The 24,771-nt window shown below is 70.4% G+C and carries 30 protein-coding genes; 29 read left to right on the plus strand and 1 reads right to left on the minus strand.

Annotated elements, in window-relative coordinates; all coding sequences use genetic code 11:
• Nucleotides 1-2: 2 nt before the first annotated feature.
• The 10 genes from tgmB (at nt 3) to AB0F62_RS24415 (ending at nt 5,440) form a co-directional block, all read left to right on the plus strand.
• A complete protein-coding gene (gene tgmB / locus AB0F62_RS24370) occupies nt 3-974 on the plus strand; it encodes an ATP-grasp ribosomal peptide maturase (RefSeq protein WP_361802811.1) in 972 nt (323 codons plus the stop codon).
• Entirely contained in the window at nt 971-2,110 is a 1,140-nt protein-coding gene (gene tgmC / locus AB0F62_RS24375) for an ATP-grasp peptide maturase system methyltransferase (protein ID WP_361802814.1), read from the plus strand. The genes tgmB and tgmC overlap by 4 nt, the downstream gene beginning before the upstream one ends.
• Nucleotides 2,111-2,187: 77 nt before the next feature.
• Complete coding sequence (locus tag AB0F62_RS24380) at nt 2,188-2,403, plus strand: hypothetical protein (protein ID WP_361802817.1); 216 nt, start codon at nt 2,188-2,190, stop codon at nt 2,401-2,403.
• Complete coding sequence (locus tag AB0F62_RS24385) at nt 2,393-2,656, plus strand: hypothetical protein (RefSeq protein ID WP_361802820.1); 264 nt, start codon at nt 2,393-2,395, stop codon at nt 2,654-2,656. Before AB0F62_RS24380 ends, AB0F62_RS24385 begins: the two co-directional genes overlap by 11 nt.
• Nucleotides 2,657-2,731: 75 nt before the next feature.
• A complete protein-coding gene (locus tag AB0F62_RS24390) occupies nt 2,732-3,178 on the plus strand; it encodes a hypothetical protein (RefSeq protein ID WP_361802823.1) in 447 nt (148 codons plus the stop codon).
• A 57-nt stretch (nt 3,179-3,235) separates the two neighbouring features.
• Nucleotides 3,236-3,676 carry a DUF6093 family protein gene (locus AB0F62_RS24395; protein WP_361802826.1) on the plus strand — a complete coding sequence of 147 codons (441 nt, stop codon included), beginning with the start codon at nt 3,236-3,238 and terminating at the stop codon, nt 3,674-3,676.
• Nucleotides 3,673-4,095 (plus strand): DUF6093 family protein, encoded by a 423-nt coding sequence (locus tag AB0F62_RS24400; RefSeq protein WP_361802829.1) that lies wholly within the window; start codon nt 3,673-3,675, stop codon nt 4,093-4,095. The genes AB0F62_RS24395 and AB0F62_RS24400 overlap by 4 nt, the downstream gene beginning before the upstream one ends.
• A gap of 79 nt (nt 4,096-4,174) precedes the next feature.
• Nucleotides 4,175-4,558, plus strand: coding sequence for a hypothetical protein (locus AB0F62_RS24405; RefSeq protein ID WP_361802832.1), 384 nt, complete (start codon nt 4,175-4,177; stop codon nt 4,556-4,558).
• Nucleotides 4,558-4,968 carry an HK97 gp10 family phage protein gene (locus AB0F62_RS24410; RefSeq protein WP_361802835.1) on the plus strand — a complete coding sequence of 137 codons (411 nt, stop codon included), beginning with the start codon at nt 4,558-4,560 and terminating at the stop codon, nt 4,966-4,968. The genes AB0F62_RS24405 and AB0F62_RS24410 overlap by 1 nt, the downstream gene beginning before the upstream one ends.
• A 160-nt stretch (nt 4,969-5,128) precedes the next feature.
• Nucleotides 5,129-5,440 (plus strand): hypothetical protein, encoded by a 312-nt coding sequence (locus AB0F62_RS24415; protein WP_361802837.1) that lies wholly within the window; start codon nt 5,129-5,131, stop codon nt 5,438-5,440.
• Between the two features lie 91 nt (nt 5,441-5,531).
• On the opposite strand, the gene AB0F62_RS24420 is transcribed toward AB0F62_RS24415, so the two are convergent.
• A complete protein-coding gene (locus AB0F62_RS24420) occupies nt 5,532-5,771 on the minus strand; it encodes an AsnC family transcriptional regulator (RefSeq protein ID WP_361802839.1) in 240 nt (79 codons plus the stop codon).
• 172 nt (nt 5,772-5,943) lie between these two features.
• Here AB0F62_RS24420 and AB0F62_RS24425 point away from each other — a divergent pair, with 172 nt between their 5' ends.
• From AB0F62_RS24425 to AB0F62_RS24515, 19 genes are all read left to right on the plus strand, one after another.
• Entirely contained in the window at nt 5,944-6,387 is a 444-nt protein-coding gene (locus tag AB0F62_RS24425; RefSeq protein WP_361802841.1) for an STAS domain-containing protein, read from the plus strand.
• 372 nt (nt 6,388-6,759) lie between these two features.
• Complete coding sequence (locus tag AB0F62_RS24430) at nt 6,760-7,245, plus strand: hypothetical protein (RefSeq protein WP_361802844.1); 486 nt, start codon at nt 6,760-6,762, stop codon at nt 7,243-7,245.
• A gap of 17 nt (nt 7,246-7,262) precedes the next feature.
• Complete coding sequence (locus AB0F62_RS24435) at nt 7,263-7,874, plus strand: hypothetical protein (protein ID WP_361802847.1); 612 nt, start codon at nt 7,263-7,265, stop codon at nt 7,872-7,874.
• Nucleotides 7,875-7,900: 26 nt separating this feature from the next.
• Complete coding sequence (locus tag AB0F62_RS24440; protein WP_361802850.1) at nt 7,901-8,206, plus strand: hypothetical protein; 306 nt, start codon at nt 7,901-7,903, stop codon at nt 8,204-8,206.
• On the plus strand, nt 8,207-13,015 hold the full coding sequence (locus AB0F62_RS24445; RefSeq protein ID WP_361802853.1) for a phage tail tape measure protein: 4,809 nt from the start codon (nt 8,207-8,209) through the stop codon (nt 13,013-13,015).
• Nucleotides 13,015-13,914, plus strand: a complete 900-nt coding sequence (locus tag AB0F62_RS24450; RefSeq protein WP_361802856.1) for a hypothetical protein — start codon at nt 13,015-13,017, stop codon at nt 13,912-13,914. The genes AB0F62_RS24445 and AB0F62_RS24450 overlap by 1 nt, the downstream gene beginning before the upstream one ends.
• Before the next feature lie 10 nt (nt 13,915-13,924).
• Complete coding sequence (locus tag AB0F62_RS24455; protein WP_361802859.1) at nt 13,925-14,866, plus strand: hypothetical protein; 942 nt, start codon at nt 13,925-13,927, stop codon at nt 14,864-14,866.
• A 1-nt stretch (nt 14,867) separates the two neighbouring features.
• Nucleotides 14,868-15,956, plus strand: a complete 1,089-nt coding sequence (locus AB0F62_RS24460) for a hypothetical protein (protein ID WP_361802862.1) — start codon at nt 14,868-14,870, stop codon at nt 15,954-15,956.
• 3 nt (nt 15,957-15,959) lie between these two features.
• On the plus strand, nt 15,960-18,290 hold the full coding sequence (locus tag AB0F62_RS24465) for a hypothetical protein (protein ID WP_361802865.1): 2,331 nt from the start codon (nt 15,960-15,962) through the stop codon (nt 18,288-18,290).
• A gap of 19 nt (nt 18,291-18,309) precedes the next feature.
• Complete coding sequence (locus tag AB0F62_RS24470; RefSeq protein WP_361802868.1) at nt 18,310-18,618, plus strand: hypothetical protein; 309 nt, start codon at nt 18,310-18,312, stop codon at nt 18,616-18,618.
• Nucleotides 18,619-18,683: 65 nt separating this feature from the next.
• Nucleotides 18,684-19,046 (plus strand): hypothetical protein, encoded by a 363-nt coding sequence (locus tag AB0F62_RS24475; RefSeq protein ID WP_361802871.1) that lies wholly within the window; start codon nt 18,684-18,686, stop codon nt 19,044-19,046.
• 60 nt (nt 19,047-19,106) lie between these two features.
• Complete coding sequence (locus AB0F62_RS24480; protein ID WP_361802874.1) at nt 19,107-19,979, plus strand: GH25 family lysozyme; 873 nt, start codon at nt 19,107-19,109, stop codon at nt 19,977-19,979.
• 5 nt (nt 19,980-19,984) lie between these two features.
• Nucleotides 19,985-20,209: a hypothetical protein gene (locus tag AB0F62_RS24485; protein WP_361802877.1), complete on the plus strand. Its 225-nt coding sequence runs from the start codon at nt 19,985-19,987 to the stop codon at nt 20,207-20,209.
• Complete coding sequence (locus tag AB0F62_RS24490) at nt 20,206-20,442, plus strand: hypothetical protein (RefSeq protein ID WP_361802880.1); 237 nt, start codon at nt 20,206-20,208, stop codon at nt 20,440-20,442. Before AB0F62_RS24485 ends, AB0F62_RS24490 begins: the two co-directional genes overlap by 4 nt.
• A 134-nt stretch (nt 20,443-20,576) precedes the next feature.
• Nucleotides 20,577-21,137 carry a hypothetical protein gene (locus AB0F62_RS24495; protein ID WP_361802883.1) on the plus strand — a complete coding sequence of 187 codons (561 nt, stop codon included), beginning with the start codon at nt 20,577-20,579 and terminating at the stop codon, nt 21,135-21,137.
• A gap of 69 nt (nt 21,138-21,206) precedes the next feature.
• A complete protein-coding gene (locus tag AB0F62_RS24500) occupies nt 21,207-21,764 on the plus strand; it encodes a hypothetical protein (protein ID WP_361802886.1) in 558 nt (185 codons plus the stop codon).
• A gap of 231 nt (nt 21,765-21,995) precedes the next feature.
• Nucleotides 21,996-22,346 (plus strand): hypothetical protein, encoded by a 351-nt coding sequence (locus AB0F62_RS24505; protein ID WP_361802889.1) that lies wholly within the window; start codon nt 21,996-21,998, stop codon nt 22,344-22,346.
• 27 nt (nt 22,347-22,373) lie between these two features.
• Nucleotides 22,374-23,561, plus strand: a complete 1,188-nt coding sequence (locus tag AB0F62_RS24510) for an AAA family ATPase (RefSeq protein WP_361802892.1) — start codon at nt 22,374-22,376, stop codon at nt 23,559-23,561.
• 58 nt (nt 23,562-23,619) lie between these two features.
• Entirely contained in the window at nt 23,620-24,762 is a 1,143-nt protein-coding gene (locus AB0F62_RS24515; protein WP_361802895.1) for a PD-(D/E)XK nuclease family protein, read from the plus strand.
• Nucleotides 24,763-24,771: the final 9 nt, after the last annotated feature.

The following is a 24,771-nucleotide window of genomic DNA, read 5'->3' on the forward strand; positions in this document are numbered from 1 at the left end:
ACATGAGCAAGCACCCCCGGCCCGTGCTGGTCGTCACGAACCTCATGGACGAGACCACCGACGTGGTGATCCGCGTCCTGAACGCCCGCGCGGTGCCAGTGGTGCGGCTCGACCCGGGCGTGGACATACAGCAAGGCGGAAGCCTCGCCGCCACGCTCGGGACCTCCCAGATGCAGGGTCACATCACCACCGCGACCCGCCGCATCGAACTGGACGACGTCCGGGCGGTGTACTGGCGCCGCCCGACGTTGTACAGCCCGCCCGCCGGCCTGGAAGGGCCGGCGGGCGACTGGGCTGTGCACCAGTTCCGGTGGGGTCTGGGCGGCGTCTTAGCCGCCCTGCCCCACTGCCTGTACCTCAACCACCCCTGGCGCAACCGCGAAGCCGAACACAAGCCCGCCCAGCTGATCGCAGCAGCCCAGGCGGGCTTGCGCACACCCCAGACCCTGATCACCACCGATCCGCAGCAGGCCCGAGAGTTCGTCGCCGCCCAACGCGACGGCGCGATCTACAAGCCGCTGTGGACCAGCCCGTACCCGGACCAGGAAGGCCGGGCGCGGACCGTGTGGGTCACGACCGTCGACCCGCAGGAGATCACCGACGCGGTGTCGGTGTGCCCGCACCTGTTCCAGGCGAAGGTCCCCAAGGACTTCGACGTCCGCCTCACCGCCGTCGGCGACCGGCTGTTCGCGGTCCGCATCGACATTGCCGGGGACCACCTGGACTGGCGCAAGGACTACGCCAAGCTCAGCTACGAGGTCATGCCCGTCCCCGCCGACGTCTCGGCCGGCGTGCGCGCCTACCTGAACGCATACGGCCTGGTCTACGGGGCGTTCGACTTCGCTGTCACAGCCGAGGGCCAGTGGACGTTCATCGAATGCAACCCCAACGGTCAGTGGGCCTGGTTCCCTGAGGAGATCCGCGACCCGATCGCGCAGGCCCTGGCTGACCAACTGCAGAAAGGTCTCTCGTGACATCACAAGCCCTGCGGGATGCCTTGGCCGACCGGCTCAAGGCATCCGGCGACCTCGACGAACCGGAGTGGGAGCGGGCCGCCCGCTCCGTACCCCGCGAGGCATTCGTATCCGGCGGCTTCCTGCGGCCGCTGCCCGGGACCGCACCGACCCTGTACGAGCCCATCCGGCCCGCCGATGACGGCTGGCTGGAGGGCGTATACAGCGACGACACGCTGATCACCCAGCTCGACGGGCACCTGCGCGCGGTCAACCTGGCCGCGCCCCGGCACGGCGACCCCACGTCATCGTCCACCCTGCCGTCGCTGGTGCTGCGTATGTGGCAGCAGCTCGGCGTGACCAGCGGCCAGCGCGTACTGGAGATCGGCACCGGCACCGGCTACTCGACGGCGCTGGCCTGCGCTCGGCTCGGGTCGGAGAACGTGACCTCCGTCGAGTACGACCCGGAGAACGCCGAGCAGGCGGCCGCCGCGCTCAAGGGGCTGGGCTACAGCCCGGACCTGCGCGTCGGTGACGGCCTGGACGCTGCGGTGGTCGACGGCGACTACGACGCGCTGATCGCCACGTGCTCTGTGCGGTACATCCCGTACGCCTGGCTCGACCAGGTGCCGGTGGGCGGCACCGTGCTGGCCACGATCGGGGGTTGGATGGGCGCCTACGGTCTGGTGAAGCTCACCGTCACCGGCCGGGGGCAGGCCACCGGGCAGTTCCTGCCCGGCACCACCTCCTTCATGATCGCCCGCCCGCACAGCCGCCCCCCGCGGCCGCCGCTGGTGATGCTCCCCGGCCAGACCAAGCTCGCCGAGGCGCAGCCGGCCTGGATGGACGATTGGACGATGCGGTGGGTCGCGCAGCTGGCCGCGCCGTCGGCGGAGCGGCTCGGCGGCGGCGACTACCAGGTGCTGTCCGACGTCTCCACGGGCTCGCAGGCATGGTTCAGCACGGACGAGGATGGGCGGAGGCTGGTCACCCAGCGCGGCCCGATCGCGCTGTGGGACCGGGTAGAGGACGCCCTGGGCGTGTGGAAGCGCGCCGGTTCCCGCCCCCAGTCCGCATTCGGGATGACGATCACGCCCGACGCCCAGTGGGTGTGGATCGGAGACGAGGAAGGCCCGACGTGGCGACTTCCGGTATGAGCGGGGAAGAGACGACAGGCCCCGGCGGGTCGGCGTACCGTACCGGTAGTACGGCCATAGCGCGGAAGGGGACACCCATGCGGCTGCTGTTCGACGAGCACGAGAAGCCCGCGATCCTGGAGCAGGCCACCGAAGCCGAGGAAGCAGGCAAGCAGCTGCTCGCCGACTCGCTGCGTGGCATGGCCGAGAACGGTGTCGACCTCAAGCGCGACTGGGAGACGCTGCGCGTCGAGCTGTACGCGGCACAGGGCATCGACGTCACCGGCGACGGCGGGGATGCCCGTGTCGCCTAAGCACTCGCCGCGGCGGGCGCAGATTGCCTTCACCCCCGAGTGCGAGCCCGTCCTGCGGAAGCTGGGCGTGGCAGACCTGGTGCGCCTGGACCGCGCTCTGGTGGTCATTTCTCTGGACCCGTGGATCGGGCAGGAGCGGGCCACCCGTGCGGGGCACGTGCCGCTGAGGGAGTACACCGAAGGCTCCGCCCGCATCATCTACCACGTGACCGTCCTCGGATCGGTCGTCATCGTCGCCTACCTCGAGGTCTGACCGACCCCTGACTGCCCCGCCTCCCGGCACCCCCGTCCGGGAGGCGGGGCCTTGTGTCCCCTGGAGGGAAGCCGAATGCCGCGGAAGCTCATGAACAGCCGTGAATGCATGGCTTGGCAGCCACCGGCCGGCTGGAACGATCTGAGCTATGAGGAGCGTTTCGCTCACCTCAAGCGGCTCGGCTTGTCGTTCCCACTGCGCACGTCCGACTGGGACGACATGGATTACCTCCAGCAGGTGCGCTACTCGCACTGGCTCGGGCAGATCATGCACGACACGCCTGAGAAGCGGGCTTGCAAACGACGCGAGGAGCGACGGGAAGTCCTGGGGTGGTGGCGGCTGCTGGTGTGGTGGTGCCTGTGCCTGGCGGGGGCCATGGCCCTGATATGGACGGACGTCGTGTTCGGTGCGAGCATCACCACGGCCGAGCGCGTTGGGCTGACCGTATTCACAGTCGCCGGCTACGCCGTGGCGATCGGCGTGCCCATGTACATCACCGCACCGACCAAGTCCACGCGCTGACTCCGACGCCCCTTGTGGCCAGGGGAGTTGTCCGCGCACGGGCCTAGGCTCGAACGTATGAGCACTCCTCCGCCCTCCGAGGGGCTTTCGCTTGCCGCCATCGCCCCCATCGTCGAGACGCGCATCCTCGTGGACACTGTCGAGATCTTCCGCCCCGGGGAACCAGTCCTCGACCCGGACTCCGGTGAGTACGAGCCCGGCCCGGACGCGATCGTCTACACCGGGTCCGGCGCAATCTTCTCCGCCGGCGGCCCAGGCCTGGTTCTGTCGCTGGAGGGGCAGGCGTACGCCGACGACACCCGCAACCGGTACCGGCTGCTGACGCCGCTGGACGCGCCGCTGGCCTCCCGTGAGGACCAGGTGCGGGTCATCGCGGCCACGCAGGACGGGGGCCTGATCAACAGGGTGTGGAGGGTGCTGGACATCTCTGACGCCAACAGCCTCGCTGTGGTGCGCACGACGTGGCTGGACGAGTCCACCCAGACAACGGGGGCGTGACGGTGCTGGATCTCGCACAGGCCCGGGCCGACCTTGAGGCGCAGCTGACCGACACGGTGCGGATCTCTCGAACCGCCGGCCAGCCGGTCCTGGACCCGGTGACGGGGGAGCCGGGCCAGACGCCGACCACCGTGGTCTACGAGGGGCCGGGCGCGTTATTGTCCACGCACGGACAGATCGTCCTCGGCCAAGTCCTCGGCACGGACTGGCTGTCGGAAGGCTCGTCCTGGTACCGGCTGGTCACTCCCGTGTCCGCGCCGATCGCACTGCGCGGCGACCTGGTGGAAGTCGTCACCGAGACGGGCGGCCTGGCCGACCGTACGTGGCTCGCCGACGAGGTCACCGAGGCCTCCACGGTGGAGATCTGCCGCTCCACCATGCTCACGGAGCGCGTCACGACCGCGTCGAGCGCCATCTGACCGCTGACCTCTTGGGCGGCCCCCGCGCGTCCCGCGCGGGGCCGCAGTGCTGTCCGCGAGGCTTCGTAGGCTGATCGGCATGGATGATCAGCTGCACACCGTGCGAATCACGGCCACACACGCCACCGGCAGCGTGGCTCTCGACGGCCGCGACATCTCCCGCCAGGTCTCCGGCTACGAACTCCGCCAGCGCGCGGGCCACCCGGCGGAGCTGGTGCTGCGCCTGTCCCCGTTGGTGAAGGACGAGTTCGACGGCCTGGCCCGCGTTGTCGTCGGTGTCGACCCGGACCCGGGCCCAGCCGCCGCGGCGTTCCTGTCCGCGCTCGACGCCGGCGAGCTGGAGCGGCACGTTCTGTCCCGGCACGACCTGATGGACGGCAGGCCGCACGAGCTGACCCGGGCCATGCTGAGGCTGCTCACGGAGTGGGCGTCCGGCATGTGGCAGCCGGAGGTGACCGCGTAATGTCCGGCCGCCCGGGCGCGTCCAGCAACGCCGCAGAGGTCGCCGCCCTGTTGCGGGCCCGCGCCGCGACGGTGCTGACGTCGACGGTGACGGTGGTGCGGCACTACTCGATGCTGCTGGAGACGCGGATCAAGGCGAACGCCTCCGGCCGGCCTGGTCCGAACGCGCCAACCGGCGACTACCGCAGGTCATGGACCCACGAGGTGCACGTCGGCGGGGACGCGGTGACGGGGATCGTCGGCACAAACAAGCCGCAGGCGGCACGCCTGGAGTACGGGTACGTCGGCCCCGACAGCTTGGGACGCGTCTACAACCAGCCGCCGTACGCCCATGTCGGTCCCGCTGTCGAGAGCGTGGGTCCGCAGTTCGTGGCCGCCCTGGGCCGGGTTGCCGACGGGCACAGGCCGTGACCACCACACCAACCAGGAGGACGTGAAGATGAGTGTGTCAGGGCGCCAAGTGGCCCTCGCAGTACAGGCCATGCTGCAGACGGCCACCGGCAGATCGTGCGGGTATGGGACCGCGCCCACCACAACGGCGCAGCCGACGGGCAACACCATCCCGTACTGCGTGCTGTACGAGCTGGGGCAGACTGCCGGGCTCGGGCCGGCGTTCGGGGACAGCGACGCCGACGCCCGGGTGCTGCTGCAGGTGACGTCGGTGGGCACCACCGCCGAGCAGGCGAGTCTACAGGCCGACAAGGCCCGCCAGGCGTTCCTGGCCCGGGTGCCGGGTAGCGGGCAGTACCTCAATCCGATCACGGTGACCGGCGCTACTGTGATCGGCCGGGAGTTGGACCGTGAGGAAGGAGTCAGCGTCGTGAGCTCCACTTACGCTTACGTGCAGCGATTCGTGCTGACGGTGTCGACACCGAACAGCTGACGGCTGATCGCACTTCACCGCGGAAGCCTCTGCGCGGACGTCCGGCTCCGTTCACCCCTGTCCCATTTGGCACCGCCAATAGGGGCGGCCGTCACGGCGCCGGGGGTTCGGTGATCAGCGCCAGGAGGCCGGCGATCTCGTGGTCGGACTCGGCCGGATGACGAAACATGGCGCCGGGGACGATCTCGTACCGGTTCCGTCGGCCCTCGCGGGACCGGACCAGGTATCCGCCCTCCTCGAGGTCGGAGATGATGCCCTGTACCGTCCGCTCCGTGAGGCCGCAGGCGGAGGCCACGTCACGGAGCCTGATGCCGGAATCGCGGGCGATCATGATCAGGACCCGCGCGTGACTTGTGAGAAAAGTCCACCTCGGCTGGTCCCGGTCCTGTGTGCCTCCGTCGCCCATGCACCCCATCATGCGCTCCCCGTTTCCGGATTATCAACCCACGAAAAATATTTCGTGATTCATTTGACGTACGTCGCTGGTCTGAGCATCATCACAGTTGGCAGGAAGTCCCCTGGTGGAGCAGCGGGAGCCCACGATGTCGCGGCCGGAACACACCCACGAAGACGACGGCACCGCCCCAGACCCCTGGGCACTGCCCCCCTATCTGCCTCCCGGAGCCACGCGGCGCTTCGCCGGCCGGGCCGCGATGAGCCTCGCCACCCGCGGAACGGCTGGAGCGGTGGCGGTGATCACCGGGGAAGTGGACGCCGGTTGTGCCGGGGACCTAGAACGCTGCCTCATCGCGGCCATGCGCGCCCATCCCGAGGGTTTGGAGCTGGACCTGTCCGGGGTCACTTTTTTCGACTGCGCAGGTCTCAACGCGCTACTGGAGGCCAGGGCCTTTGGCGGCCGCGGCCTGACGATCAGAGTCATGAGCCCGCGGGTCGAGCGCGTCCTCGACCTCACCGACACCCGGGCGCTGCTCACTCGCGGCCACTGACTCCGGTGGGGCCCTGTGCGTAGTGGACATCGGAGGAAGACGAGCACCGGCTAATCAGCCCGGCGAGGCGGACACTCCCTGTAGCAATTCGATCACCAAGTGTTGTCAACGTGGATGCGGGGGTCCCGCTCAGAACCGGACTGGGAGGAGGAAGTCGGTGTCATGAGCGCCGCCTACACTTACGTGCAGCGATTCGTCCTGACGGTGTCGACGCCGAACAGCTGACGCCTGATCGCACCTCACCGCGGAGGCCCCTACGCGGACGTCCGGCCAGACGGCACGGGCTGACCCTCTGGTTCGCAGTCTTGCGACCTGTTGGGGACGGGCCTCCGTACGCCGGGGGCTGGGGTCCCCGGAGAGTGAGCACCCCCCTTGGGTACCACCCAGCAGCGGTTCATGCGCCGTGGCGTCACCAAGATCTACTTCCTGTCGGAGATCGCCGCGGCAACGAACGTCCCAACCCGTACCGAGATCAGCGGCGGCACGGACCTGTCCGGCGCAATCTCCGACATCGCCGGCTGGTCGCTCGGCAACTCCCCCATCGACACCCCCGACCTGGGCTCGACGCTGACGACGTCGATCCCCGGTGAGGACAAGGCCGACGCCTCGACCCTGACCTTCTACGAGGACAAGGCGGGCGACACCATCGAGACCCTGCTCAAGAAGGGCGAGGAGGGTTTCGTCGTCATCCTCCGCAAGGGCGACGTCCCGGAGTCGAAGTCGATGGACGTCTTCCCCGTCCGTGTCGCCTCGCGCGCACCGGCCTACTCCGCCGGATCGGACCCGGCCAAGTTCACCGTGACCTTCGCGGTGTCCGACGAGCCGACGCTCGACGCCGCCGTCCCGGCCGCGACCTGATCCACGGGGGGATCCGCATGACCACGAGCACGACTATCGAACCGCCGGCGGCCGCCGTCGCCAAGGACGCCCACTGGGCCGCGAAGATGGCCCGGCTGCGGGCCCGCAAGCTGCCCGAGCGGACGATGTCGATCTGCGACGACCATGTCGCGAAGGCCGCCGTCACCGACGCGGCCCTGTCCCTTGCCAAGGCCCGCGCCGCGGCACTGGCCGAGTGCGTCGAGCAGGGCATCCGCGAGGACCAGCGCGAGGCGTGGGTGGCTTCTAACCCGCAGGTCGTGGCTGCCGACGCGGCGCTGACCGCGGCGCAGGGCACCCTCGCCGAGGTGACGCTGACCCTGACCTTCCGGGCGCTGCCCCGGCCGGCGTGGGAGCAGCTGCTGCGCGAGCACGCGCCGAGCGAGGCGCAGGCCGACAAGGGGATGGAGTACAACGTCGACACTTTCCCTGCGGCGCTGATCTCCGCCTGCCACGTCGAGCGTGACGCCGACGGCGCGGAAGTCGACGGGATGAGCGAGGCCGACGCGCACGAACTGCTGGACACCTGGCCGGACGCCGAGGCGAAGGCCCTGTTCACGGCCGCCCTGGTCATCAACCAGACAATCCGAGCGGACCTGGGAAAAGGCTGACCTCCGACCCCGGATTCCGGGCGGAGATGGAGCTGTGCCACACGTACGGCATCCCGCACTCGCAGTTCACGGGGGCCGGTGACGGCCGCTGGACGGCCCTGGACCGGGCCAAGGCGCTGTCGTGGCTGGCCTACTCCCGGGCGGCGTGTGCGGGGTGCGGGACGCGCCTGGACGAGTGGCGGCCGGAGCAGGGCGGGGACCTGTTCGCGTACGTGGCCGACTCGCACACCTGCCCGGGGTGCGAGCTGGTGGAGATGGAGCGGGAGCAGGTTCCCGAAGGACCGGATGGGCGCGGGGTCAAGATCGGGCTCAAGCCCAGACGGGAGCAGTAGGTGGCCGCCAATGGCTACAACCTGTACGTCAACCTGCAGGCGACGACGGGCGGACTGACCGGGGGTCTGCGCACCGGCGCCACGCAGATCCGCCAGTTCGACGGGCAGCTGCAGCAGGTCAACCGGACGCTGATGGAGACCGGGACCGCGACGGAGCGCCTGGCCCGTCTGCAGGCCTCCGCGTCCGCTGACGCGGTCGTCGGCCAGACCCGGGTGCGGGCGGCCGTGGAGCGCACCCGGGCCGCGCAGACCGCCGCCGGCGCGGCCGCCGAGCGCAGCGGCCGCGCGCAGGCTCTGGCCGCGAACCTGGCCGCCCGAGCGGAGACCGAGCGGGCGGCCGCGGTCGCGGCAGGGGAACGGGCGCTGCGCGCCCAGGCCGTGGCGCAGAGCATGGCCACCCGCGCCGCGGCCGCCACCGGCCGCGGCGCTGCGGCCGCGCAGGCCACCGCGAACGCCGCCGCCACGGCGGCGACCCGGGCCGCGCAGGCTCAGGCGTTGCAGGAAGAGCGTGCGGCCGCGGCCGCCGCCACGTCTGCCCGCGCGCAGGGCGTGGCGACCCGGTCGGTGCGGGCGCGGGAGGTTGCTGACGCCCGGGCCCTTCAGGCGGTCGCCGCCCAGTCCCAGGCGGAGGGCGCCGCAGCTCAGCGGGCCGCCGCCAACAGCTCGGCGGTACGGCACGCGGAGGCGGCGGCCGCCGCCGAGACCCGGGCCGCCTCGCAGGCCCGCATCGACGGCTACCTGCGGACAGGCGTGGTCCTGTCGGCGGTCCTCGGCGCCGGCGTGCTGCAAGCCGTCGAGCTGGAGAAGCGCATGGCGAACGTCATGACGATCTCCCAGCAGATCACCGCCACCACGGTCGGCGGCTTCACCGATCAGATCGTCGCCCTGTCGACCGACCTGACGCAGTCCGCGAACCAGCTCGCCGAGGGCCTGTACCAGATCGTGTCCACCGGCTTCGACGGCTCCGAGGCGATGACCGTCCTCCGCGCGGCCGCGCAGGGCGCCAGTGCGGGCCTGACGACCACCGAGACGTCCGCGCGGGCCCTGCTGGGCGTACTCAAGGCGTACGGGCTCACATCGGCCGACGCCACCGACGTCATGGACATCATGTTCCAGACCGTCAACAAGGGCGTCATCTCCTTCGAGGAGCTGGCGCAGAACCTTGGTGACGTGGTGCCGATGGCGGCCGCCGCCGGCATCGAGTTCGACGACCTGTCCGCCGCGCTCGCCGCGATCACCCTGTCCGGTATCCCGGCGGCCGAGTCCGCGACCGCGCTGAACCAGATGATGACGCGGATGATGGCGCCCACCCGCGACCTGAGCAACGAGATGAAGAAGCTCGGGTACGAGTCGGCGGCGTCCGCGCTGCAGCAGGACGGCCTGTACGTGGTCGTCAACAAGCTGGTGAAGGCCACGGGCGGCTCGTCGGAGGCGATGACGAAGCTGTTCGTCGACGTGCGGGCTGTGCGTGCGGTGCTGTCGCTGGCCGCCAGCGACGGACAGAACTACGCCGACACCTACCAGGGCATCGCCAACCAGGTGGAGCGCGCCGGGGCCACCCAGAAGGCGTTCCAGCTGCAGATGAACACCACCGCCGGGCAGTGGGAGATGTTCGTCAACCGCAGCAGGGCGATCGGCATCGACCTGGGCCGGGCGTTGCTGCCGGTGATGCAGTCCCTCGGCAACGCCCTGTCGGTGTTCGCCGGCGCCATCGCCGACGCCCCGGGGCCCCTCAAGAGCCTCGGCGCGGGCTTGCTCGCGGTGACCGCGACGGGCGCGCTGGCACTGGCGGCGGTCACCAAGCTGACCACCCAGTGGCGCGAGTTCCGGGCCGCGCAGGCGGCCGCGACGGCAGGCGGCTCGGCCATGCCGGCGGCCCTGAAGGGTGCGGGCCTTGCCGTGTCGGGGCTGACCGCGCTCTTGGCGGTCGGCGTGCTGGCGTACGCGGCGTACTCGGCGTCCAAGGAGAAGGCCAAGCAGGCCACCGACGACCTGGTGCAGGCGCTGCGTGCCGAGCGCGAGCAGGGCGAAGAGGGCGCGGGCCTGCGGGCGCTGGCCGAGTCGCTGACGAACTCCGAGGACGCGAAGAAGCTCAAGGACGTCGGCATCGACATGACCAACGCGGTCGACGCCATCTCCTCCGGCGGGCAGAAGCTCGCGGACCTCAAGAGCCAGCTGTGGCGGAACAACTCCTTCGCCGTGGTCGACCAGTCCGGCCTGGTCAGTGCCTCACTGACGCCCCAGGCCAAGGACGCGATGGAGGTCCTGGACAAGCAGCACGAGGTCTGGTCGAAGGCGGTGAAGAAGGAAGCCGAACTCGCCGCGGCCATGCAGATCGTCAACGCCAAGGTGATGAAGGCCAAGACCGGCGCCGGCGCGGCGTGGACGCTGGACTTCCTTGTGCCGCCCGGCGACGACGGCATGCCGAAGTACACCGACGAGATGAAGGCCATGGCGCAGGCCCTGGGCGACATCGTCAACCCGGCCAAGGCGTGGGCCGACGCGCAGGACAAGGTCGCCAAGTCCAACAAGAACGCAAAGGCGACGCTCAAGGACTACATGGACCAGCTGCAGTCGCAGCTGAAGGCGCAGCGGAACTTCCAGAAGAACTTGACCGCGCTGGCCATGGCCGGATACACCGACCTGACCGACCACTTCGCCGAGCTCGGTGTGAGCTCCGCCCCGATCCTCGATGAGCTGGTCACGCAGCTCGGCAAGGGCAAGACGAAGGTCGCCGACGAGCTGCAGGAGATCATCGGCGAGTCGGCGGCCCGTTCTCAGGACTCGTTCCGGGCGGGCCTGGAGCAGCTGCCGGTGATCGCCGCCCGCTACGGCAAGAAGATCGCCCGGGAGTGGGCGGACGCCGCGCAGACCAACGACGCGGGCAAGTTCGGGCGGGTCATGCAGGAGATGGCCGTCTCGGACATGTCCCGTGCGGTGAAGAAGGGCAGCGCGTCCGCCAAGAAGGAGCTGCAGCGCGGCATGGACCTGCTGGCGCAGGTCGCAAACGAGCAGGGCGCGCAGGTGGCGAACGCGCTGCAGCAGGCCCTGCTGTCCGGCGACGTGACCGGCGCCATGGACCAACTGAAGGCGATCTGGGGCGCAGACGTGCCGATCAGCGAGGTCGACCTGCAAGGCATCGTCGCCGCCTTCGAGACGGCCGGCGGGCAGGCCAAGACCACGTGGACGGCCATGCTGGACGCCATTCAGCAGGTGGCCAAGACCAAGGGCACCGCCGCGGCGCAGGCCCTGACGACGGCGCTGCTGTCCGGGGACATGGCGGCCGTGCAGGCGCAGCTCGATGCGATCGGCGTGAGCGTCCGGCAGATCCCCGGTTCCAAGGAGATCTCCGTCAGCATCAACCCGCCCGCGCCGGTGTCGGTGACGGTGATCCCTCGCATCGCGCCCGGGTCGGGCGTGCCGTGGGGCAACAAGCCCCAGGTGCAGGCCGACGGCGGCCTGCTGTCGTTCTACGCCGACGGCGGCGTGCGCCGGGAGAACCACGTGGCCCAGATCGCGCCCGCGGGGTCGTGGCGGGTGTGGGCCGAGCCCGAGACCTACCCGGGAGAGGCGTACATTCCGCTGGCCCCGTCCAAGCGGCACCGCTCCAAGCAGATCCTCGACGAGGTGGCGCACCGGTTCGGCGCGAGCGTCACGTACCACGCCGAGGGCGGCCTCTCGAACTGGTCGTACCAGCCGGCCGGTGGCTCGGATGGCCTGTACTCCCTGTCGGGCATCGCCTCCGACTCCATGAACAAGAAGGGCACCGCCCTGGACCTGGGCAAGTTCTCCAAGAACCTGCACAAGTCCGTGGCGGAGGCGCAGCGGTGGCGCCGGGACCTGGCGACGGTGGCCCGCCGGGCCGGGCAGGACGTCGCCGATGCCCTGGAGGCGATGGGCGCCGACGGCATCGCCCTGACCCACAAGATGGCCACGGGCAGCTCGAAGTACGTCAAGAGCATGACGAAGGACCTGGAGAAGCTGGCCGCGACCGCCAGGGCATCGCTGTCGGAGTACACCAGCCAGCTCGGCAACGCGGCCAAGCACACGTCGGCGTTCCAGCAGAACCTGGCGACGCTGGCGGCCCGCGGCTTCGGGGACCTGGCCGGCAGGCTCGCCGCGCAGGGCGACCAGGCCGCACAGGACCTCGCGGCGCAGGCCGTGAAGAGCAAGAGCGCCGCGACGAAGGCCAACAACGCCTCGAAGGCGGCGTCGGCGACGCTGTCCGACCAGGACCTCGCAGACCTGCTGACGATCATCGCTGCGGTCAAGACGAGCGCGACCGGCATCCACCAGGTCGCCGACGCCACCGAGCTTGGCGAGGACCGCATCATCGACGTCGCCAACGCGGGCCTGTCCCGGCTGAAGAAGGCCCTCGGGACGCGGGCCACGAAGTTCGTCGCGGACCTCGCCAAGGCCAACAAGGGCCTGGCGTACGAAGCCGGCGGGGTCCTGACGCCCGGCCTGTACGCGACCAGCAACGGCCTGGTGCGGTTCGCGGAGCCCTCCACCGGGGGCGAGGCATACATCCCGCTCGGGCAGTCGAAGCGGCCTGCCGCGACGGCGGTACTCGAGGACGTCGCCGCGCGGTTCGGCTACACCCTCACCGCGCACGGCGTGACCGGCCCGATGCCCGTCGACGCCCGTCCCTCCGGTGGCGTGCAGGTCGTGGTGGTGAAGGAGGCCCCGCTGATCGGCCAGATGCCGGTGACCGTCACCTCCGGCGCGGGCGGCCGCGGCACTGCGCAGGAGATCGGCTCGGAGGTGATGCGGCGACTTCGTGCCGCGCAGCGAGGAGGCAAGCTCTGATGACGACCCTTGAGGACTACCAGCTCGACGTCGGCGGGGGCCTGGTGATCGGCTCGGGCACGCTGCTGCCCGTCGGTGAGATCACCGGCCTTGCCGCCCCCGAGCTGCGCACCGCTGACGTGGACAACCCCACCGAGGACGGCGGCTTCCCGGGCGTGGACCTGTACGGCACGCGGGGGGTGACGATCGAGGCCGGTATCCGCACCCCCGACGATCCGGCGGCCGCGCTGGACCTGCTGGCCCGCCTGCAGCAGGTCACCGACGCCGACGGCGTCCGCAAGACCGCGGGCGCTCTGGCGGTCCTGCGGGCGAAGTGGCCAGGGCGGGATGTCAAGCGCCTGTACGGCCGGTGGCGGCGCGTGGAGGCCCTGACCATGTCGCAGGCCGTCTACGGGTGGATTCCGCTCACCCTGGACTTCGCCGCGCTGGATCCGCGCTGGCACGCCGACGACTCGCAGTCGCTGGTGCTGCCGCTGGACATCTCCGACGACGACGAGGGCTTCACCGCACCGGTCACGGCGCCGATCACCACGGGGGTGTCCAACCCCGACGAGCGGCCCGGCTGGGTGGTCAACAACGGTGACCAGGCGGCGTGGCCCACGGTGCGGATCGACGGCCCTGTCACCAACCCGAAGGTGTGGGTGGTGCAGACCGGCCGGTACCTGGAGCTGCAGACCAGCCTCGCCGCCGGCGAGTGGATCGACATCGACACCCGGCCCGGCACGCGCTGGGTGCTGCGCAACGGGTCGGGCAACGCGGCCCCTGCCCTGACGGCGGGCAGCCGCATGGACCTGTTCCAGATCCCGCCCAAGAAGAGCGAGATCCGCTGGACCGCCTCCGACTACTCCAACACCTGCCGCCTGACCCTGTCGTGGCGCGACGCCTACACCGCCCTGTGAGGACACCCCGATGACGCTGATCCAGCCCCCGATGATGGTCAAGGGCGGCACCCACCCCGCCCGCACCATGCGCATGATGATCCGCGACCTGTCGCGCGGGTCCCAGGGCGTGACCGAGTACAACGACCTGAAGGTCTCCCAGCTGACCACGCCCGGTGCGGGCGTGCAGGTTGCCGACGGCTCCGGAGTGGTCCGGGGCGCGGCGCCGGGCCAGGGCTCCTACACGCAGTACAACGTGGGCTCCGCCACGGTGAACATCGCCCCGACCGGGGCGACCGGCCGCTTCGACATGGTGGTGCTGCGCGTGCTCGATCCCGAGTACGAGGGCAACCTGAACCCGGCCACCGACGACATCGGCTACTTCCACGTCGTGTCCAACGTCAGCAGCACCGCGACCCAGCCGCCGGCCGGAATGAGCGCGATCCCGCTGGCCCGCATCGCCATCCCGCCGAACACGGCCACCATCACCGACGCGATGATCACCGACCTGCGGGGCATCGCCAACCCGCGCCGGGACCGGCAGATCTACACCGCCTCCCCCAGCGGCGACCAAAACTGGGCGGGGAACAAGGACGGCACGTACGTGTCGTGGCCGCCGGCCGCCCGGTGGAACATCGCCGTGCCCGTGTGGGCGGTGCGGGCCCGCATCGTCTTCACCGTCGCCGCGGTGCAGGTCGTCTCGGGCAGCGTGTGGGGGCACGCGGCCTTCAAGCTGGGCAGCTCCCAGGGCCAGGGCGTCAACTACGACACCGGCCCGACGACCAGCGGCGACCGCTCCCAGCGCGTGCAGCTGATCTCCGCCGACACCATCACCGTGCCCGCCGCCATGCGCGGCACCACGCAGCTCCTGCAGGCCCTGGTCTCCCTGGACAGCGCGGAAGCCGGAACGCTGCAGGCGGACACGGCCACGACCGCGATCGCGGACGTGGAGTTCGAGGAGGGCGTGTTCTGACGTGCACTCCTACCGCTACCTGACGTGCCACGCGCTGTCGGGGCAGGTCCTGGCGTGGGACCTGCCGCTGTCGGATGTCGCCTACGGCCCGGAGCTGTCCGGGCCGGGGAGCCTGACGGCGACCCTCCAGCCGCACCTGGCGCACGTGCTGGGCACGATGGTCGACCCCGGCAACACGCTGATCTTCGCCGAGCGGGACTCCAAGCTGATGTGGGGCGGTCTGATCTGGCGGGCGGAGCCGGAGGCCGGGAAGTACCCGATCGAGGCCTCCGGGTTCACCTCGTACCTGGCGCGCCGCCACGACGTGCACGGCAACCTCAACGCGCGCGGCCCGTACACCTACGGCGACCCGTGCAAGGTGATGCGGGACGTGTGGGCGTACTGCCAGGAGCAGGCCGACGGCAACCTGGGCGTCCTCGTCGACGGCACCACCTCCAAGGCGAAGATCGGCACCCCGGCTGAGCCGTACTCCTCGGGCTGGTGGGAGACCCGCACCCTGGCGGACATGGTCGTCGACGCGGCTGGCGTCGACGGCGGCCCGGAGTGGACCGAGCACGTCGAGTGGGCCGGTGACGTGCCGCAGCGCCGGTTCCGTATCGGCTGGCCGCGCCTTGGTACCCGCCGTACGGACGTGTCGTTCACGACCGGTGTGAACGTGGCCGACCCGGAGCCGGTCCTCTACGACGGCGACACCTACGCGCAGGTCGTGGTGGCGCTCGGCTCCGGTGAGGGCCGGGCCCGGCTGCGCGCGATCGACGCGGTCCGTGACGGGCGGCTGCGCCTGGAGCAGGTGATGGACCTGCCCGCGGTGAAGGGTACGGACCAGCTCGCGGCGAAGGCCCGCACCGAGCGGATCGCCCGCCAGATCCGGGGCGACGTGCAGCGGCTCGACATCATCGACCACCCCGCGGCCCGCTTCGGGTCGTTCGGGGTGGGCGACGACGTGTGGGTGCAGGTCCACGACCAGTGGACCGACTACGACGGTTGGGCGCGAGTGACCGGCTGGACGCTCACGCCGGCGCAGGGGGACCAGCAGGAGCGGATGACGGTGCGCCTGGCGCGCGCCGACTCCTTCACTTACGGAGGCTGACCCTTGGCTGACACTCTCGCCGTTCTGGCGGGCAGGATCGCCGACCTGGAGCGGCTGGTGCGGGATCTGTCCCGCACCAGTCGCCTGGCGAACTCCTCGATCGAGAACGGCGCCATCGCCGTGTACGACAACGCCGGCACCGTGCGCGGCAGCATCGGCTTGCAGCCGGACGGCACGCTCGCGGTCGCGGCCGTCAACGGCCCCACCCCACCCATACCGGGCCCGCCCACGGTCGCCAGCGTTCTCGGCGGTGTCGCCGTGGGCTGGAACGGCGCATTCGCCGACGGCAGCCAGGCCCCGGCCGACTTCGCCTACGTCGAGGTGCACTTCTCGACCGCACCGGACTTCCCCGACGACGGCACCCTGTTCTCCGCGTTCTACTCCACCTCCGGCGGCTCGCTGACCGTGCCGACGGACAGCCCGCTGTGGGTGCGCCTCGTGTGCGTCACCACCTCCGGTGCCGCCTCCGAGCCGTCGGCCTCTGCGGGACCGGCCGGGCCTGCCCCCGTGGTCGCCCAGGCCGTGCTCGACGGCATCATCGACGAACTCGCCCTCGTCGACGGCGCGGTCAGCGCAGCGAAGATCGAGGCCGGGGCGGTCGGCAGCGTCGCCCTGGCCGGCAATGCCGTCCAAGAGGAGCACCTGCACGACGCGGCCGTCTCGACGGGCAAGCTCGCGGACGGTGCGGTGAGCTCCGGGAAGATCGCCGCTGACGCCGTGACCACCAGGGAGCTCGCCGCTGGCGCGGTCACCGCGGTGGAGCTCGCGGCGGGTGCGGTCACGGCAGACAAGCTGACCGTGGTCGGCAGCTCCAACATCCTGCCCGACCCCAGCTTCGAGGGCGCCGTCACCGCGGCGGCCGCTGCCGCCCGCCCGGGGTGGTCGGTCGACACCATCGGCAACGGCTCACCGAAGTCGCTCAAGGTCGATGCCACCGCGGCGACCGCGACCGCCAAGAACCTGACCCTGACCTCGTTCGCGGTCCTGCCGGGTGACCAGCTGTACCTGGCCATCGACTACATGGCCTCGGCGAACTGGGCAGGCCAGTCCTTGAAGTTCTACGCGGGCTGGATCGACGCCTCGGGCAGCATGTTCTCCTGGGGCACGGTCGTGGTGGCATCGCCCGTCCTCGGGCCGACCTGGCAGCGCGCCTCGGGGACCGTCACTGCGCCGCCGGGGGCCCTTCGGGCGGCCATCGTCGTGGAGACCTTCAACAGCACCGCAGGCACGGTGTGGTGGGACAACGCGGCGGTCCGTCCAGTCCTGCCTGGTGTGATGATCGCCGACGGGGCGATCACCACCCCGAAGCTCGTCGCCGGATCCATCAACGGTGACCGGCTCGCGGTCGGCACTGTGGCTGCCGACCGGATCGCGGCCAACAGCATCACCGCCGCCCAGATCAAGGCCCTTGGCGTTACATCCGATGTGCTCGCCGCCAATGCGGTCACGGCGTCGAAGATTGCAGCGGGTTCCATCGACGCCACGCACATCAAGGCCCTGGCGATCACCGCAGCCCTGCTGGCGGCGGACGCCGTCGACGGCAAGACCGTCACCGGCGCGAAGGTTCGCACTGCCGCTTCCGGGCAGCGCGTGGAGATGGTCCCGGCGACGCCTTTGGGCAACGACAACGGCGACGGAGTCATCACGTACCCGCCGGGCGTCGTCTGGTACTCCGGCCTCGCCGAAGAGGTCTCCCCGGGAGTTCTGCAGCAGTACCTCGCGCACGGCGAGTTCCGCCGCATCCCCACCGTGGAGCTGTGGACGGCCGACGCGGGGAACGGCCGCGCCCAGCTCAACATGAGGGCGGGCGAGCCCGGCGGGGCCATCCCGCGCGTGGACCTCATGGCCGGTGCCTTCTTCATGACGCTGCTGGACGGCAGCTTCTACGTCGGCGACTACTCGGGCGAGACGCCCAGCATCGGCCTGGACTCCACCGGGTTCACCATCAACGGCGCCGGCTTGTCCGTCATCAGGGACTGGACGACCCCGGCCCTGGCCACCGGGTACAGCAACAACGGCAACTCCAACGGGACCCTGCAGTATCGGGTGATCAACCTGCTGGGCACGAGGTTCGTTCAGTGGCGTGGCGGCCTGACCATGACCTACACCGCCGGGGCCCTGCCCAATGGGGCGAACCCGTTCTCGGCCGCGCTGCCCACGAACGCCCGGCCGGCCTCGCGGCGCACCGTCACCGCGGCCGCGTCACTGTCGGCGTCCATCAAGCCGTCCTTGAAGATCGACTTCGACAGCGACGGCACCGTGGGCATCGTCGGCCCGAACTCCACCGACATGCCGCCGTGGCTGTCGTTCAACGGCGTCCAATACAGCTTGTGACAGGGAAGGAGAGCACACCATGGCACGTCAGGTGACGATCGTCGGCCCGGACCCGTCCGGCTTCTCGTGGACGTGCGGTCAGTGCGGCGAGACTGGCACGGAGGCCACCAGCGAGGAGGCCATGGCCGCGTTCAACGAGCACTGGGACAGCGCGGTCATCCCACCGGTCGACCCGTGGATCGGGACCGTCCTGGACGCCGGTCAGGGCCTGGCGGACGCCGCCGGCGAGGGACCGGCCGCCAACGCGTGGCTGCAGGCCCTCGGCGCGGTCCCGACCGCCGTGGCGGCCGCGTGGCGGGACCCGGGCAACGTCCACCCCGCCGACTGACGAGGCGTCGCCCCGTGCCCGTAAGATCGAGTACGGCGCGGGGCACGCCAACCTAGGAGTGTGCGGTGACCCAGCCGCCGAGCGCCGAGCCCACCCTGTGGGAGCTGCACCGCACACTGCAGCAACTCCGCGAAGACCAGAGCGACGGCATCAAGCAGCTCCGTGACGACCTGCGCGGCGACCTCGCGGCGCAGGGCCTGCGCTTCGAGCAGATGGTCACCAAGGACGTCTACCAGGCCGACCAGCGACTGGTGATCCAGCGGATCCAGGCTCTCGAAGAGGGGCTGGCGGCCGCGATCCGGCAGCGCGAGGCCGACCAGCAGCAGGCCGCCAACACCCGCAAGTGGCTGGTGGCGGTGTTCGTCGCCCCGTTCCTGCTGGGCCTGGTGCAGCTGTGGCTCACCAGCAGGATCGGCGCAGGCCCGTAAGGGCCTGCGCCCGTCACAGCACCATCCGTCCGGCGCGGGGGAGAAGCACCGGGCAACGACATGATCAAAGCCATCGACATCAGCTCACTGCAGCCCCACCCGAACCTCGACGGCGTCGACGTCGTCATCATCAAGGCGTCCGAGGGCCGCACCTACGCCAACCCCGAGCGGGTCCAGCAGGCCAAGGCGGCGCGCGCCAAGGGCAAGCCGATCGGCTGGTACCACTTCCTGTGGCCCGGGAACATCCAGGCCCAGGCCGAGTACTTCATCCGCTGCGCCAACCCCAAGGACGGCGACGTCCTCGCGTGCGACTGGGAGACGACCACCTCGGGGACCCGCCCGTCGTGCGCGGACAAGGACGCGTTCCTCGCCGCGGTGAAGAAGCTGCGCCCGCGCCTGCGGGTGATCCTCTACTGCAACCTCGACTACTGGAAGAACCGCGACACCACCGGGAAGTGCGGCGACGGCCTGTGGATCGCCGACCCGAACGCCCCGGCCGGCCACCCGCGCATCCAGCACTCGTGGGTGATCCACCAGTACGGGATCAAGAACCACACCGACGTCAACGTCTGCCACTTCGACTCGGTCGCCGACTGGAAGAAGTGGGCGGGCGTGCCCGCGACGCCCAAGCCGCCGGCGACGCCGAAGCCGCCCGCCTCCAAGCCGTACGTGCCGCCGGCGTTCCCCGTCGGCCTGGCCCCGGGCAAGTCGCGGCCGTCGGCGAAGCCCCTGCAGAGGGCCCTGCGCGCGGCCAAGTTCCTGACCATCAGCGATGCGGACCTGTCCGACCACTACGGGACGCGCACCGAGGGCGGCGTGCGCAAGTTCTTCGCCGCGCACCCGCAGTTCCGCGCCAAGGGCAAGCCCAAAGACTCGGCGATCGGGCCGAAGGGCTGGGCCTACCTGCACAACCTCGCCTACGGCCGGAAGTGACAGCCGTGGACGCCGCCGACGTCATCCGCCGGTTCACCTTCCACCCGGCCGTCACCGACAAGCGCCGCCAAGCCCACGAGGACGTCCGGTCCGGATGCCTGGAACTGGCGCTGATGCTCCACAACGAGCTTCCCTCCGGCGCGGAGAAGCAGGCGGCCCTGTACCGCCTGGAAGAGGTCATGTTCTGGGCGAACGCCGCGATCGCCCGCCAACCCAAGGAGTCCCCGTGAACCTGTTCGTGTCCCTCATCCGCACCGGCGTCCCGGCACTGGTGGCCTGGCTGGTGGCGCTGGCCGCCCGGTACGGCCTCGACCTGGACGCGCAGGCCCTGGCCGGGGTGCTGACCCCGCTGGCCGCGTTCTGCTACTACGCGGTGTTCCGCCTGGCCGAGCAGTACGTGTCGCCGAAGTTCGGGTGGCTGCTGGGCTACGCCCGGCCGCCACAGTACGACCTCGCCGCGTAGCCCGGCCGGCGCAGAAAGACCAAGACCCCCACCGCGTGCGGTGGGGGTCTCGACCTCTTGGAGCCCCAAGCGTAGCAGTCGGCGAAATCACCCACTTGGGGTCCGATCAGCCGCCTACGCTTCAGGTTGTGACAATGGAAGAGATCAACGTGTTGGCCTCGTCGCTCAGCGCCCTCGCCACGGCGGGGGCCCTCTGGGTCGGCATCAGGGTGCTGCGCAACGATCACAGGGCGAACGCCGAGCGCCTGGTGGAGGAGCGCCGTAAGTACGCGGGGATGGTCTCTGCCTGGGGCGAACTGGTGGAGGTACTGGATCACTCGATGCCTTACCCCCGCCAGGACCTCACGTACTTCGTGCAGAACAACAGCGACAGCCCGGTCTTCGAAGTGGCCGTCTACATGCCGGAGACATACGGAGAGCCGCGCGGCAATATCGCGATCGGGATGGTCGCCCCCCAGTCCAAAGCCAACTGTCTGGGCGGGCACGGGATTGGTGGCGAGTTCTTGCAGCCCGCCCCTGTGCCGATCTTCTTCAGCGACGTCGCCGGCGTTCGATGGGTCCGCGATGGCCGCGGGACCCTCTACGAGTGGACCGAGGACATCGAGCGGCGTCTCTCGGACGAGTCCGGCGTCGTTGGAGACGCGCCCCGGACGACGCTTCCGAGGCGGGCTCCGTCTCCCCAGCTGGACAGTTAGCGCCCAGGAGCCCTCACCCACACTGGTTGTAATCTAGAGGCATACGTGAGGGAGAGGAGGGGGTCGGCGGTGTCCAAGAAGCCGTTCCTGGTCGGCCGGCAGGAGTTCGCCGCGCTGTACGGGGTGAAGGCGACGCAGGTCACGCAGTGGGTGGGGCGAGGCGTGCTCGGCTACGAGCACGCGGTGATCGTGTCGGGGTCGCCGTACTGGCTGCTGTCGTTCGCGCAGGGGTACGGTCAGGCGCAGCCTCGACCCAAGGAGCTGGACCGGCGCGTCCTGCACCAGCTGGTGGCCGCGCAGGAGCCCGGCGTGTGGGCGAGCAGCGTGAAGGAAGTGCCGCCGCTGCTGGGTCTGCAGGAGACGACGCAGCTGTTCGGTCTGTCCAGCCAGCAGAACCTGTCGGCGGTGGTGCGGCAGGGCCGGTTCGCGCCGGCGGACTACCAGCTGTCGGGGTCGCCGCTGTGGCTCCTGGACACGCTCATCGAGGCCGCCCCGGACCTGCGGGCAAAGTCCCGCTCCGTGATGTGGGCGATCGTGCCGCAGATCGAGGCGGCGCTGCGGCAGGGCCGCTACGACGGTCCCGGCTCGTCGATCGTGCCGCGTGGGCTCGCCGCGAAGGCCGTCTGACCTGCGGAAAGTCACTCGACACCGACCCCCGAAGAGGCTAAAATAAGAGCAGCGGCGCCGGATGGCGCCGCTGCCCTTTGTCTTTGGAGGAGCGATGCGCGACATCGCAGTTACGGCCCGCTCGCCGACCGCTGGGTCGGGCCTTCGGTGCAGTGCGCTGGTTGATCATGTTGGACCCTTCGTGAAAGATGTGCCACACCATTCGGATGGTTTCCGCACTTCGGGGGTCCTGTGCCCGTTCATCAGCAGCAACTGCCCGGCCTGGACGACATCCAGCTGGTCCAGCAGCCCGCCGTCGAACCCGGCCAGTCCATCCAGGAGCGGTTCGAGGCGTTCAACGACCTCAACCCGTGGGTGCTGCAGCAGCTGGAGGCGCTGGCCGGCGACTGCGTCGCCAAGGGGTTCCGCCGCGTCGGCATCGGGATGCTTTTCGAGCTCCTGCGCTGGCGCTACGGCGAAGCCACCCGAGGCGATGTCTTCCGGCTCAACAACAACTTCCGGTCGCGCTACGTGCGGCTCCTGATCGAACGCCGCCCCGAGTGGGCGGCCCTGTTCGAGACCCGGACCCTGCGCGCCGAATGAGACCAACGACCTCTTGGAGCAGCCCTGATGGGCATCAAGTTGAAGACCCGCAAGCCAACCGGCGTCGTGCCGTGGCCACTCATCCTCATCGAAGGTGAGGAGGGCAGCGGCAAGACCTACAGCGCCGCCGAGTTCTCCGCCTCGAAGCGCATCGGCCAGATGTACTGGGTCGACCTGGCGGAGGGCAGCGCCGACGAGTACGCGGCGATCCCCGGTGCCGACTACGAGATCATCGACCACGACGGCACCTACCGCGACATCCTGGAGCAGATCCGGGCCGTGTACCTGGAAGCCCGGCGGGCCGCGGCCGCCGGCGAACCGCCCGTGGTGCTGTCCGTCGACTCCGGCACCTCGCTGTGGCGGATGCTCAAGACCTGGACCAGCGAGCGGGCCCGGCGAGGCAAGAGCAACTCCCAGCGCCTGCAGGAGGACCCGGACGCCGCGATCGACGTCGGCATGAACCTGTGGAACGACGCCACCGAGCGGTGGATGGAGGTCATCCACCTCCTGCAGACCTTCCCGGGTATCGCCATCATCACCGCCCGCGGCAAGCAGATCACCGCCATCGACGAGGGCGGCAACCCCGTCAAGGACAACCGCGGCCGCGTGCTGCGCGAGTGGAAGGTCCAGGCGCAGAAGGACCTGGCGTTCGACTGCTCGGTGTGGGTGCGGATGCGCCGCGGCCGCGTCCCGCAGGTCATCAAGGCCCGCTCGCTGCAGCTGCGCGTCGAGGACCGCAAGCCGCTGGACCTGCCGGACTTCTCCATCGAGGACCTGGTCTTCAACCGGCTCGGCTGCTCGGTGGATTCCCAGCCCCGCCAGATGCCCGCCCTGGTCGGCGACCGGGTGCAGGCGTGGCTGAACGACAACGACGTGGAGGACCTGCGCGACGTCGAGAAGCTGCGCGAGCTGTGGTGGGACGCGGCCGCCGACGACGCCGGCCTGACCCGCAACGAGGTCGTTTCGATCCGCGCCGCGATCGAGCGGAAAGTCGCCGAGCTCGAGAACCCGCGCACCGAGATGGGCCAGGGACCGGTGAGCGATGCCGAGCGGCTGCGGGCCGCCGTCGAGCGCGGGGACGAAGAGGGCGACGAGGAGCCCGACGACGATCCCGACCCGGACCGTCGCCCCGTCCGCAAGGCCCCCGCCAAGCGCGCCGCCGCCAAGCGCACCACCAAGCGCACGACCGCCAAGCCGGCCGCCGCCCGCTCCTGACCTGCCCCCGCGGGCCGGGCTCGACGGCCCGGCCCGCCCCACGACCTTGGAGTACCTGATGACCGCACAGCCTGTGGAGTTCACGACCACACCGTCCCTGTGGACAGCCGCGCACGATGTCGACGCCAGACGGCCGCGCTCCCTGCAGCGGCAGCTCGGCGCCTCGGACACGGTGTGCGAGCGCCGCGCCGCCTACATCGTGGCCGGGACCGCCCCGACCGACGAGTCCGACAAGCGCGCCGCGATCCTGGGCACCTACATCCACGAAGGCTTGCTGGGCGCGGCCCGCACCGAGTACGGCTGGCTGGTGGAGCGCGCCGTCGGCGACGACACCATCCGTGGCCACATCGACGCGGTGCAGCTCGACGCGGCGACCGCCGCCCGCGTTCCCGCCCGCCACCGCCCCAAGGTGGTGGCCGCCAACGGGGTGACCGTGGAGGACGTCAAGACCAAGACGACGTTCCTGTGGGACAAGGTGCGCCGCTACGGGCCCACCGCCGCCGAGCTGCGCCAGGTGTACCTGTACGCGGACCTGCTGCGCACCGTCGGCTTCGAGGACGTGCGCGGCCAGCGGTACCTGGCCAAGCTCGGCCCGCTGGAGGTCGCCCGGATCCGCTTCCGCTTCGTCAACCGCGACAACGGCGAGGAGCACATCGAGGAGTTCGCGTTCGACCCGATGGAGGCCACCCGCGCCCGCTGGTGGGTTCAGCGGGTACGCGAGCTCAACAGCCCGGAGGAGGCGCGCCGCGACTTCGACGGGCCGGGCGTGGACGCCATGTGCGACTACTGCCCGTTCGTCACCGCCTGCTGGGGTCTGCCTAACCCGCCCGGAACGCCCGTGCAGACGGTGCTCATCCACGATGACGCCGACCGCGCCCAGGCCCTCGCCGACTACGTGCGCGGGCACGAGCTGGAGACCGAGGGCAAGAAGGTCAAGAAGCTCGCCCGCGCGAAGATCGACACCTCGCTGGCGGGCGTCTACGGCGGCAACGAGCTCGCGTGGGGCGGCAACAACGCCAAGTGGGACGTCGACCTGCAGGCGATGGTCGACGTGCACGAGGAGGCGGGCCTGACGGTGCCGATGGTCCCCGACGAGAAGCGCATGGTCGACAACCTCAAGGCGGCGGGCCTGGCCGTCCCAGAGAAGCGCAGCGCCCAGACCACGCCCAGGACCATCATCGTGCGGCCTTTCAAGGCCTGATCGGACTGT

The organism is Streptomyces sp. NPDC026673 (genome assembly GCF_040638135.1).
GTDB lineage: Bacteria > Actinomycetota > Actinomycetes > Streptomycetales > Streptomycetaceae > Actinacidiphila.